Source organism: Neobacillus sp. Fa239 (genome assembly GCF_055395235.1).
The window spans coordinates 910063-922790 of sequence record NZ_AP041611.1; the positions used below are offsets into that span (position 1 = coordinate 910063).

General features: G+C 37.6%; 10 protein-coding genes and 1 pseudogene. 8 read left to right on the forward strand and 3 right to left on the reverse strand.

The window, feature by feature from the left end; translation table 11 throughout:
- Positions 1-48 precede the first annotated feature (48 nt).
- Positions 49-1038 carry a glycoside hydrolase family 43 protein gene (locus ACZ5XR_RS04255; RefSeq protein ID WP_464500441.1) on the reverse strand — a complete coding sequence of 330 codons (990 nt, stop codon included), beginning with the start codon at positions 1036-1038 and terminating at the stop codon, positions 49-51.
- Positions 1039-1221: 183 nt separating this feature from the next.
- The gene (locus tag ACZ5XR_RS04260) at positions 1222-2469 is read right to left on the reverse strand and encodes an endo-1,4-beta-xylanase (protein WP_464500442.1); all 1248 of its coding nucleotides are present in this window, start codon (positions 2467-2469) and stop codon (positions 1222-1224) included.
- Between the two features lie 510 nt (positions 2470-2979).
- Here ACZ5XR_RS04260 and ACZ5XR_RS04265 point away from each other — a divergent pair.
- The 6 genes and pseudogenes from ACZ5XR_RS04265 to ACZ5XR_RS04290 all read left to right on the forward strand — a co-directional run bounded on the left by ACZ5XR_RS04265 (position 2980) and on the right by ACZ5XR_RS04290 (position 9296).
- Entirely contained in the window at positions 2980-3987 is a 1008-nt protein-coding gene (locus ACZ5XR_RS04265) for a Gfo/Idh/MocA family protein (RefSeq protein ID WP_464500443.1), read from the forward strand.
- 24 nt (positions 3988-4011) lie between these two features.
- Complete coding sequence (locus ACZ5XR_RS04270) at positions 4012-6141, forward strand: glycoside hydrolase family 52 protein (RefSeq protein ID WP_464500444.1); 2130 nt, start codon at positions 4012-4014, stop codon at positions 6139-6141.
- 122 nt (positions 6142-6263) lie between these two features.
- Positions 6264-6356 (forward strand): annotated as a pseudogene (locus tag ACZ5XR_RS04275) (SGNH/GDSL hydrolase family protein); the annotation flags it as partial.
- A 24-nt stretch (positions 6357-6380) separates the two neighbouring features.
- Positions 6381-7421, forward strand: coding sequence for an aldose epimerase family protein (locus ACZ5XR_RS04280; protein ID WP_464500445.1), 1041 nt, complete (start codon positions 6381-6383; stop codon positions 7419-7421).
- A gap of 16 nt (positions 7422-7437) precedes the next feature.
- Positions 7438-8421, forward strand: coding sequence for an aldo/keto reductase (locus ACZ5XR_RS04285; protein WP_464500446.1), 984 nt, complete (start codon positions 7438-7440; stop codon positions 8419-8421).
- A 254-nt stretch (positions 8422-8675) separates the two neighbouring features.
- Positions 8676-9296 carry a polysaccharide deacetylase family protein gene (locus ACZ5XR_RS04290; protein ID WP_464500447.1) on the forward strand — a complete coding sequence of 207 codons (621 nt, stop codon included), beginning with the start codon at positions 8676-8678 and terminating at the stop codon, positions 9294-9296.
- Positions 9297-9402: 106 nt separating this feature from the next.
- Here ACZ5XR_RS04290 and ACZ5XR_RS04295 read toward each other — a convergent pair whose 3' ends face one another.
- Positions 9403-10002 (reverse strand): YesL family protein, encoded by a 600-nt coding sequence (locus ACZ5XR_RS04295; RefSeq protein WP_464500448.1) that lies wholly within the window; start codon positions 10000-10002, stop codon positions 9403-9405.
- Positions 10003-10176: 174 nt separating this feature from the next.
- Here ACZ5XR_RS04295 and ACZ5XR_RS04300 point away from each other — a divergent pair, with 174 nt between their 5' ends.
- Together ACZ5XR_RS04300 and ACZ5XR_RS04305 are read left to right on the forward strand one after the other, a co-directional pair.
- Entirely contained in the window at positions 10177-11925 is a 1749-nt protein-coding gene (locus ACZ5XR_RS04300) for a sensor histidine kinase (protein ID WP_464500449.1), read from the forward strand.
- A complete protein-coding gene (locus tag ACZ5XR_RS04305; RefSeq protein ID WP_464500450.1) occupies positions 11919-12707 on the forward strand; it encodes a response regulator transcription factor in 789 nt (262 codons plus the stop codon). Before ACZ5XR_RS04300 ends, ACZ5XR_RS04305 begins: the two co-directional genes overlap by 7 nt.
- The last annotated feature ends 21 nt before the right edge of the window (positions 12708-12728 follow it).

The window sequence follows — 12728 nt, forward strand, 5'->3', positions numbered from 1 at the left end:
AGTTGCTTCAAGGTCTTTTAATGAGGTATATCAACACAATCAAATTCTTTATTCCTTACTTGGATAAGGATCTATTGTTTGAATGGTTCCATCTTCGTTATATTTTAGTTCCGTATATTTAACACTACGCAGGTGGTCGACTCCGTTTGACAAGGAGCAGTCATGATAAAATAAATACCATTTATTCTCGAATTGAACAATTGAATGATGGGTTGTCCATCCGATGACAGGTGTAAGGATTTTTCCTTTAAACGTGAAAGGGCCTTGCGGATTTTTACTGATTGCATAGGCAATGCAATGCGTTGTTCCAGTCGAATAGGAAAGATAATAATGGCCATTGTATTTATGAACCCATGGGCCCTCAAAGTATCTCCTATTTTCATCACCCGCAAGAATTGGATTACCGTCCTCGTCAACAATGGAAATTTCCTGCGGCTTCGACTTGAAAGTGAGCATATCATCATTTAATTCTGCTACCATTGGTCCCAAAGCTGGTTCTGAGGCATCAGGGCCCTCAGCATCTGGAACGTATGTACCCGTCTGCCATTTTTCCAATTGTCCGCCCCAAAGTCCGCCGAAATACATATATGCTCTGTTGTCGTCATCAACTAAAACTCCGGGATCAATGCTAAAGCTTCCTGGAATGTAATTTTCTTCGGCTTTGAAAGGGCCGGCAGGATTTGAGCTAGTCGCAACACCGATTCGAAAGATACCGTCTTTATCTCTTGCCGGGAAAAATAAATAATACTTGTTATTTTTAAAAGCCGCATCTGGTGCCCACATCTGTTTACTAGCCCAAGGAACATCTCGAACATGAAGTGCTTCTCCATTGTCTACACATGGAGAATTGAAATTATCGATTGATAAAATATGATAATCTTCCATTGCATATTGATCACCGTTATCATTTGTAGGACCACCATGCTTAATATCATGGGAAGGATAAATATATAGTTTCCCTTCAAAAACATGTGCAGATGGATCTGCAGTAAAAATATGTTTAACTAACGGTTCATTTGGTTTTACCACTTTTTCCATTTTTATTCTCCTTTACCTATATTGATAAATCGCTTAATATTTCTTATTCCCTTGCAATAATAATTATCAAAGAATATCATATCCTCAATTTATTTATTCATGTATGTCAAAAAAGCATGAGTTCACAATGTTGATTCATTATGTAAAAACAGCTCCACGGAATCATGGAGCCGTTTTAAACGATTAATTATGGTCAATGATAGCCCAATATGCTGGTTTTACATTGTAATTTGGATCAAACACAAATGGTGCGTCTTTTCCTTTGATTGGTGATTTTGTTAAAATTTGTAATAGATTTTTATCAAAAGAAAGGTTTCCAGTTGAATCATAGTATACATCTGCACGGTCATTCAGCCATGTATGGTTATCGGCAATGCCCCAGAATGTCACATTGCTGATTTTATCTGCATTTTTTTCATATAGCTTAAACAGCTGGTCGTAACGATCTGCCTGAGTTTGGAATAGACTTTGCGGAATGGCATCATAAGTAGGATATGCCATAACTGGCCAGCCGTACATACTAACGTCAAGCTCGGTAATTTGAATATCCAATCCAAGAGACGAATACATGTCAATAGCTGTCTGGGTGTCCTGAATAGAAGGCCAGCCAAGCTGAATGTGAGACTGGAGGCCAACACCATCAATTGGAACGCCCTCACCCTTTAATTTTTTTATCAGATTAAAAAGGCGGGTTCTTTTTGGTTCTACTTCATTATTGTAATCATTGATATAAAGCTTAGCATCTGGTGCAGCAAACTCTCTTGCTGTCTCAAAGGCAACTTTAATATAATCTTCACCAGCGATTTTGTACCAGTTAGATTCTCGTAAACCTTCCGGATTCGCTGGGTTGCCGTCATCGATCGGTTCATTGACAACATCCCAGGATTTTACGTCATCCCGATATCGTGATACGACTGTTTTAATATGTTCACGTAAGCGCTTTAATAATAGCGCTTTGTTTTGCTTGCGTTTTGCTGGATCTGTCTCGTTTACCATTGGGGTTTTTCCGTCTTTTTCTAAAAAGAACCAATCGGGTGTCTGTTGGTACCAGACTAGGTTATGTCCGCGTACGGCCATATGATTTTCTTTGGCAAACTGAATGATCTGGTCAGCCGGCCCAAAATTATACGTATCTTCTGTTGGATGAATATTGGCGGGTTTCATCACGTTTTCAGCAACAACGCTGTTAAATTGCTGCTTTAGCGTTAGTACGTCGTTCGTATTCGATAATTCAGAAGGTTCAACAGCTGCCCCAATCGTAAATTCACCTTGATATCTTTGGGCTAGCGAAGGTGCACTGAATGCACTAACATTAGAACTGACAGTAGGTTGTGCATCATTAGTTGTTGCGGCAAAAGTTGGAATTCCTGCAGGCAATGATAAGGCTAAAGCTAATCCGGCAATCGCTGGTTTACGTAAAACTTTTAACATAGTGGAAACTCCCCCAATTTACTAGTTTATATTGAAACTACTTTTTTATAAACTTTAACTTTAACTTTAACTTTAACCGCCTTACATATTGGAATGTAATCCCTTTCAAAAATGATTATAGTCGCACGATCTTTGTTTGTCTATTTAATAAACAAAGAATTATGATTTTTTATAAAATTTAGTAAATTAGTAATAGAATTTATTTCCTTAAACCCCAGAATGATGCCTAAAAATGATTCTTTTAGACTATTCGCTTTATTGAGTGCTTCGGATTCTCCATTTAATTCCTTTGCAGTTGGGAAAAGATTTTTACATAATCTACAATTCTTTTTAAAAAATACTTCATTGCAACCTTGGTTTATTTAATATACAAACTAAGATGAAAGTGATATAATGTATCCAAAAGAAAGTAAGTTTCGATGGCTGCAACTTCAGTAACAGTATAAAGCATAACCTCTTATGTCTTATAAGAATAGTGTCCACTAAATATGATTATAGGAGAGATATAAATTGAGAAAGGTTCGCTGGGGAGTATTAAGTACAGCCGATATTGCACAGACTCAAGTAATTCCGGCTATCTTGCGTTCTTATAATGCTGAAATTGTTGGTATTGCAAGCAGGAGTGATAAAGCAAGAAAAGTTGCATTGAATTTATCCATTCCCAATTATTACAGCAGTTACGAAGAGCTTATCCATGATGAAAAGATCGAAGCTGTTTACATACCGCTTCCGAACCATCTTCATAAGCAGTGGGTGATGGAAGCAGCCAAGTGTGGAAAACACGTTCTTGTTGAAAAGCCTGCTGCATTAACAACAGAAGAAATACAGGAAATGATTGATTTTTGTCGTGAAAAGAATGTGAAATTCATGGAAGCATTTATGTATCAATTTCACCCTCAACATGAGCGAGTTCGAGAAATTATCAAATCGAATGAGATTGGTGACATAAAATTCATGCGGGCAAGTTTTTCTTTTCATTTAGAAGATAGAGAGACAAATATCAGAATGAAAAAGAATATGGGTGGAGGCAGTATTTATGATATTGGCTGCTACTGTATCCATTCTATTCGTAACGTTCTTCAAGCGGAGCCAGTTGAAGTTAAAGCTATAGCGGAAATTGACCCGCAATCTGGAATTGAACTATCTTCAGTTGTCCATATGAAACTTGATAATGGAATGCATTGTGTTTTTGATTCTAGTTTCGATATGGCCTTTAGACAGGAATACGAGATTGTTGGAACAAAGGGCCGAATTATGGTGCCGAAGGCTTTTCGACCGGATGTTCTTGGTAATGAAGGAGTTATTCATATTGAATCAGAGAAAGGAAAACGATCTGAAACAATTGATGGCGACCAATATAAATACCAAATTGAGCATTTTTCTCAAGCTATTCTAGAAGATTTTCAACCGTCTCAGACAGTGGATAATACACTGCAAAATATGCGTGTGATCGATGCTTGCTACGAGTCTATCGAAAGCAAGCTTGCAGTAAAGATTGTGCATGAACAATCGTTATAAATTTATAGAAAGTAGTGAACGAATTTGGATAAGAATAAATTTTTCAATGCGCATCATTCACCAATTGGAGCATTTTCAAGTTTTACACTAGGGTTTTATGGAAATGGCGGCGGTTTGGATTTAGAACTTGGACGCTCTCCACGGAAAAATGTATATGTAGGTGTGGAATCTTTAGAACGTGAGGGAATTTACGAGGCACTTCCTTTCTTTGAAGTAGAAGATGATGAAAGTAAGCGCTATGATATTGAAAATATGGATCCAAATCCAGATAAACCACGAATCATTCTTCCTTATTCGAAAGAAGAAATTGAACGTAATTTCCAATTGGGAACAGATACTTGGAAGGCGGGAGATTTAACTTTTACAATTTATACTCAAGGTCAGTCGGTACCTGACCCTGCTTCTGAGTCTGACGAAGAATTGAAGAAAACGATAATCCCGGCGGTATGGGCGGAGCTTACCATTGATAATACACAAGGAACAAGAAGCCGTCGTGCCTTCTTCGGGTATCAAGGCAGTGATTCATATAGCTCCATGCGTCGCTTGGATGATACATGTGATGGAATTGCCGGCGTTGGGCAAGGCCGTTTAACCGCCATTACAACCAATGATTCTGAAGTGAAATCTGCTTTGCACTTCAGTTTGGAAAATATTTTAACAACTCCTTTTGAAGAGAACTGGACATTCGGTTTAGGTCCGGTTGGTGCTTTGATTATGGATGTTCCAGCAGGGCAAAAGCGAACCTATAAATTCGCCGTTTGCTTTCACCGATCCGGTTATGTGACGGCTGGAATAGACGCGTCTTACTATTACACAAGATATTTCCCTAATATCGAAACAGTAGCCTCGTTTGCATTAGAAAATTTTGATGAATTTGCAGATCGGGCAAAACAAGCAAATAGCTTGGTCGGTGAAGCGGCTCATTTATCAGAAGATCAAAAGTTCATGATGATTCATTCGATTCGCAGTTATTATGGATCTACACAACTGCTTGATGCAGATGGTAAGCCTTTTTGGGTAGTAAATGAAGGCGAATATCGGATGATGAATACCTTTGACCTGACTGTAGACCAAATCTTTTTTGAACTAAAAATGAATCCATGGACAGTCAAAAATGAACTGGACATGTTTGTTAAACGCTTTAGCTATGAGGATAAGGTTCGATTCCCCGGGGATGAAACAGAATATCCTGGCGGGATTAGCTTTACTCACGATATGGGTGTGGCTAACAATGTTTCTCGTCCGCATTATTCTTCCTATGAGCTATACGGTTTAGATGGATGTTTCTCGCATATGACCTATGAGCAGCTCGTAAACTGGGTGTTGTGTGCGTCAGTTTATGTTGAACAAACAGGGGATGTTCAGTGGTTAAAAACGAACTTAGATGTTTTTGTAAGCTGCTTTGAAAGCATGTTAAACCGCGATCATCCTGAAGAGGATAAGCGTGATGGAATTATGGGATTGGATTCAACACGTGTAATGGGCGGAGCAGAGATTACAACTTATGATAGTTTAGATGTTTCTCTTGGTCAGGCGAGAAATAATATTTATTTGGCAGGAAAAACTTGGGCATCATACGTGGCTTTAGAGAAGTTATTTAGAGATAATGATTTTGTGGAGCTTTCCAAGCAGGCAGGGGAGCAAGCTGAGAAATGTGCAGCAACTATTGTTTCTCATGAAACCCCAGGTGGCTATATTCCTGCAGTAATAAAAGAGGGAAATGATTCGAAGATTATTCCTGCAATTGAGGGATTAATTTTCCCTTACTTTACAAACAATCATGATGCATTGGATCCAAATGGTCGTTTTGGAGCGTATATTCAAGTATTGAAAAGACATTTAGTAACAGTATTAAATGATGGGGTATGCTTGTTTGAGGATGGTGGCTGGAAGATTTCGTCCACAAGCAACAATTCCTGGTTAAGTAAAATTTACTTGTGTCAATTTATTGCCAGAGAGATTCTCGGATGGGAATGGGATGAAAAAGGGGCTAAGGCAGATGCAGCTCATGTGGCTTGGTTGACACATCCTACTCTATCTGTTTGGAGCTGGAGCGATCAAATTATCTCCGGCGAAATCGCAGGAAGTAAGTATTATCCACGCGGAGTAACCAGTATTTTATGGCTGGATGAAGGTAAAGTGAATCAACGATAATTTATGAAAATGTGCTGGCAGTATTTTTGCTCCAGCACATTTTCATATAATAATCGCCGGATATTAATCCAGTTTCTACTATTATATATGTGCGGACAATTATTATATTGTAACCTCTACGTTCCTGGGACCGCGTTCACCCTTCAGCAGCAGGGCATATGGTTTTGGCGAGGGCCGTTTTGAAAAAAATCGGCTTCGATTGGAACCGTGCTTAACTAAATTTGAAAGGAATAATAAACATGAAAGTCATTCAAGAAAGCTTTGGTCAAATTGACAATCAGAACGTTTTTTCGTACACATTGGTTAACGTTCATGGGTTTGAAGTAACCGCAATCAATTATGGCTGTATTATTACTAATATTGTTGCACCCGATAAAAACGGTAATTTTGAAAATATTGTCCTAGGCCATGATACATTAAACGGATATGTAAACGATCCGTCTTTCCTTGGTGCCATTGCTGGCCGTGTGGCTGGAAGGATTCAAGGCGCTTCATTTGAACTTGATGAAAAAACGTATGTACTTGCTAAAAATGATCATGATAACCATCTGCATGGGGGAATAAGAGGATTTAATAAGGTTATTTGGGATGCAGAGATCATTGAGAATGGGGTCCGTTTTTCGTATATGAGTCCCGATGGTGAGGAAGGATACCCTGGAAATTTAAGCATACAAGTTACTTATACTGTAAATAACAATAACGAATTAACCATTGAGTATGGAGCTCAAACAGATAAAAAAACGTTAGTAACCGTTACCAACCACTCTTATTTTAACTTAAGCGGAAATTTAAAAAGGGATATTTTAAATCACACTTTAAAAATAAAAAGTGAGCAATTTTTAGAGCTTGATGCTGAATTTATTCCAACCGGAAAATTTATCGAAGTAAATGATACTCCTTTTGATTTTACAAGTGAGAGGGCAATCAACACTGGAGTAACATCCACACATAAGCAAAATGTGTTGGTAGGGGAAGGGTATGATCATCCATTCCTATTAAAAACCAATCATGATAAGGAAATCATCTTGAAGGATCCTGAAAGCGGGCGAACTCTAACAATTGAAACAGATGAGCCAGCGGTTGTCGTTTATTCAGGCAATTCATTACCATCTGAAGGTGAATTTCGCGGCATTCCGTCCAGAAAACATCTTGGAATTTGCCTGGAAACTCAAGGTTTGCCTGACGCTGTGCATCATCCCCATTTTCCATCCGTCGTTTTAGACAAAGGCGAACAGTATTCTTCAAAAACAGTCTATCAATTTGGAATTGTGGAGCAATAAATAAGGAGATGTTGACATGAATTATCGTGAATTAGGTAATACAGGGATTAAGATAAGTGAGGTAAGCTTTGGAACATGGGCGATCGGAGGTGCATGGGGGAAGACAAATGATGAACAAGCGCTGAAATCATTGCAGTATGCAATGGATCAGGGTGTGAACTTTTTTGATACAGCCGATGTATATGGCGACGGACATAGCGAAGAGTTATTGGCAAAGGCGACTAAAGGGAAGGAAGATCAGATTTATATTGCAACAAAGTTTTGCCGCCAGGGGGACATTTTTGACCCGAAAAACTACAGCTATGAAAAAGTAAGTTCTTCCTGTGAAGACAGTCTGCGCCGCTTGAACAGGGAAGCCATTGATTTATATCAGATCCACTGCCCGGCTACAGAGATTTTAAAAGATGGCAAAGTATTTGAAGTGCTTGATAGGCTGCAGCGGGAAGGGAAAATTCGTCATTACGGGGTAAGTGTGGAATCAGTAGAGGAAGGTCTTATTTGCTTAAACCATCAAAATGTGAAGAGTCTGCAAATTATTTTTAATATTTTTCGCCAGAAGCCATTAGAAGAATTAATACCTGAGGCCAATAAAAAAGGTGTTGGCCTTCTTGTAAGATTACCGCTTGCCAGCGGACTGTTAACAGGAAAATTCACACCTGGTCATGTCTTTGAAGAGGACGACCATCGCCGTTTTAATGAAAATGGAGATGCATTTAATGTAGGGGAAACGTTTGCCGGACTTGGATTCCAAAAGGGTGTAGAATTAGCTGAGCAGGTAAAGTGGATTGCAGAAGGAAGGCCGTCTATGGCCAGTGCGGCACTTCGCTGGATTTTGGATTGTAAAGAAATCACTTGTATCATTCCTGGATTTAAGAATGTAAAGCAAGTCGAGCAAAATCTTTCAGCATTGGAAACAAAACATTTTTCCGAAGAAGAGATGCAGAAACTTCAAAGTTTTTATGACGAAAATGTAAAGGACTTTATTAGGGGACCTTATTGAAAAATTTTAAATTTTAGTAAAAGAGACTGTCTGTTTAAAATCAGACAGTCTCTTTTTATTTTCGGCATAGATCAATAAAAGTCGAAATTTTTTTACTTGAACATATCATTGTTTACCAAAAAAAGATATGTTAAATTTATTCTTAAGTTAGTTAGTTAAATAAACCAACGAAGTGGCGAGGGTTTTAGCATTTGTTTAGTTTATAAAAACTAAGCAATAAAACCAAAGAAAAATATAAAAAGGAGTGAGTTCAAATGGCTAAACAAAGTTTAATTAATGAGGTAAATACTTTTGAAAAAATGATTGCGATTACATTTGATGATGGTCCCAATCCTGTGTATACACCGCAATTGTTGGATATTTTTTCTGAAGTACAAGGAAAAGCGACCTTTTTTATGATTGGTGAACAAATGAACGAACATCCGGAAATTGTAAGAAAAGTATATGAACTAGGCCATGAAATTGGAAATCACACATACTCACATGCTAAATTAACAGAGTTAACTCAAGACGAATGTTTAGAAGAAGTCGAACGAAATGAGAAATTATTATATCAATTTACTGGTCAAAAGCCTGTTGTATTACGACCTCCATACCTTGATTATAACTATGAAACTGTTTCATTCATGCAGCAAAAGGGATACCCCATGATTGGAGCTCTTAATCTGGAAGCTCAGGACTGGGAAATGCCTGGGGTCGATCATATTCTATCCAAATCGAGAGAATGTGTAAAAAATGGCAGTATTTTAATTTTTCATGATGGATATGGCGATCGTTCACAATCAATAGAAGCTGTTCGGATCCTTGTTTCCGAACTTAAATTTCAAGGCTATCAACTTGTAACTGTAAGTGAATTACTAAAAATGGCAAAATAGAATGAAAAAAATCAAAAAGCGATACGAGAGCAAATAGCTCTCGTCCTCTTTTTGATTGTGTCAAATACAATGAAATTACGTGGTTTGTGGTTTCTTTTTTTTATTTTCAATTCTTTGAAAGGAGATAACAAGTTGCCATGATAATGCCCGCGGTTACACTACCTCCAAAGATAAAGAGCAGGGCGGGTATTACTTTCATAACAATGAACGTAGCTATTATTCCTAGAAGCATGACAATATTATTAATTGGATTTATGAGCATAATGAGAAAAGCGTTTTTGATAATTTGTAAAAAATTAACATTATAGTGCACATAAACAGGAAATACATATAGTACCGTCATGAGTACAGCAAAGATAAATAAATATAGCGGAATATGTGAGAGGTTAAGGGCATTTTTTTGATCGATTTTCATGTAATATAAATCGATCAAAACCAGACCTGCCACCAAAGCAAAGATAATTCCTAATCCATTACTTCGAATAAACTCTGCTTTGTAAGTATTCCAAAAGGTTCTAAATACAGGGATGTCGGCTTCCCCTTTCATCCACTTGCGCAGGATTGTAAACATAGCTGCAGTTGCAGGGCAAAAACCAAAGAGTACAAGCCCCAACATAGAAAAGCCAATCCATAGCAAGTTGACATAAGCAAACCTGGTTATCCACTCTGTAAGGGCGTAAGCACCGCTCATTGAAAATTTACTCATGTAGTTAACCTCCTTTCACAAAAATTCATTTCACACTGAAGCTGTTTACACCCATTTTACGGCTCATTTGGTACACCATTTTATAGTAAAATAAAGATATATATTTTATTATAGACGACTGGCTTATTTTTGAACATGGAAAAACTATTCTATTATAAAAAGGGCGATCATGAAATGTTCTCAAGATTAAAAAAATGGAACACATTACGTAACCAAATCCTGGTAGTATTCTTGTTTGTCATGGCCATGGTTTTGTTAATAGTCGGTACTTTAACATTTAATCCAGTTTCTTCTCTGCTTAAAAATAATGCAGAAACACAAATCAACCAAACAGCAGCTGAAGCAAACGGCAGACTTGGATCACTGTATGAACAAATCGACACTGCCTCAAAACTTATTATGATGAATAATAATGTACAAACAACCTTATTAAATGAATATAAAGGAATCCAAGCTTCATTTGCTCAACGTCAGCAATTAATGGGTATTGTTAATATGATTCAAGCGAACTCGGAAGGAATTTTTTCTTTCGAGCTTTATACAAATAACCACAAACGCCTTTTACCATTAGATGATAGGGATTTAACTACTCGAATTAGTGAGGAATGGATTCTACAAGCGGATGCAGCAAAAGGGAGGCTGGTCTGGATAGGTCAAGATCCGGATAATAAAGACAATATACTAGCTTTAAGACGGGTTAATTTATTGGACCTTGGATATAATAAAGGCGGTTACCTCCTAATTAGTATTTATCGCAACTATTTCCAATTTGCAAATCAAGAATCTGATAATAACCTGGATCAGTATTCCATTTTATTGGATAAAAACTATAAACCCATTCTTTCAAACTATGATGGGGCCCTCCAACCAATTATTAAGAACAACCTCCAGACCATTTCCTTAGAAAAACAGGAGTATATGGTTACGAAACAAATTTCCAATGAAACGGGATGGACCATTATTATTTTAACCCCGGTTAATGCTCTTACTAAGGGAATTAATGTATTGCGAATGGGGATTATTTTTTCCGGAATTATTGGTTATTTTATTTATTTCATTTGTTCATTATTTTTATCTAATATCATTACAAGGCCTATTTTAAAATTAACGAAAACGATGGAGCGGGCCAGTGAAGGTACCTTAGCAATGGCCCCTAAGGTGCTGTCAGCAAATGAAATCATTGAACTAAACAGCACCTATAACCATCTTGTTAAAGAAATCAATCATTTGATAAACATGGTTTATCAAAAAGAAATTACCCGAAGCCAAAGTGAGTTAAAAGCACTTCAAGCACAAATAAATCCTCATTTTCTTTTTAACACCCTGGACGCTCTTCGCTGGTCGCTTGAGGATAAAGATGAAGAGGATTTGGCAGAGCTTGTAGTTGCTATGTCCAACTTATTTCGTTATACGATCACCAAAAAAACGGATGGGGATTGGGTGACGATAAAAGATGAGATTCAACATATTGCAGACTATATGGAAATCATGAAAATGCGATTTGGTGAACATGTAAATTGGAAACTGAACCTATCTCCCGAATGGGAGCATGTTAAGATACCAAAACTGCTGATCCAGCCATTAATAGAGAATGCAGTTCTCCATGGAGCTGGGAATACTGTGGAGAATTGTACGATTACCATTTCCATTAATCAGGATGCTGATAAAGAATATTTGCAAATACTTGTTCAAGATGACGGTCCAGGAATTGATGAGGAAAAATTGGATTTTATTAAACGATCCATAGTGACAGGGGAGAGGACCTCTGAAAAAGGAAGCGGAATGGCTTTATCCAATGTCTACAAACGGCTCCAATTGTATTATCAAGACCGTTTAAAACAGGGACTAACCATTACCAGTGAGGTTAATATCGGTACAACTGTTTCATTTATCATACCGATCAATGGAGGGGAAACATGCTAAATGCAAAAACAATTTTAATTGTGGATGATGAACCAAGGACTCGGCAAGGACTTAAAAGGACATTGGATGCATGGGCAAAAGGTGAATTTGATGTTCATACTGCTTCTAATGGGGAAGAAGCGATCGAACTGATGCATGATCGAAAAGTCCACATTCTCATCACAGATATTCGAATGCCGGAAATATCTGGTCTGCAATTACTGAAAAGAATCAAAGAACAAATGATTTCTCCCGTTATTATCATGATTTCTGCTTACTCTGAGTTTGAATATGCGCAAGAGGCCCTCCGTCTGGGGGTTATTAACTATTTACTAAAGCCCATTAGTAAAAAAAATTTAATTGAAGCTGTGGAGGAGGCTGTTGACGTTGTTGAGAAGCAGGAGAGGGCGGTAATTATTGAAAGGGTTGTTGATAACAAGCTCATCGATGTAAATAAGCAAAGCTCGACCGGCCGTGAAACGATTCGTGAGGCGATGGATTACATTAATCATCATTTACAGGATGAGTTGACACTGAAAGAAGTGGCTGAATATGTACATTTAAATCCAAGTTATTTTAGTAGTTTATTTAAGGAGCATGCCACACTAACGTTTAGTGAATATGTTACACGACGGAGGATCCAGCGCGCCAAGGAGTTTTTGATCGCTACCGACCTTCCTATTGCAGAAATTGCCGAGGAAGCGGGGTACAAAACGGCAAAATATTTTATTAAGATCTTCAAAGAATTGGAGGGAATGACACCAAGTTCTTATCGAAAGAACAATGTTGAAAAGGAACTTTAAAATAGTAGCATTTTTCCGAAG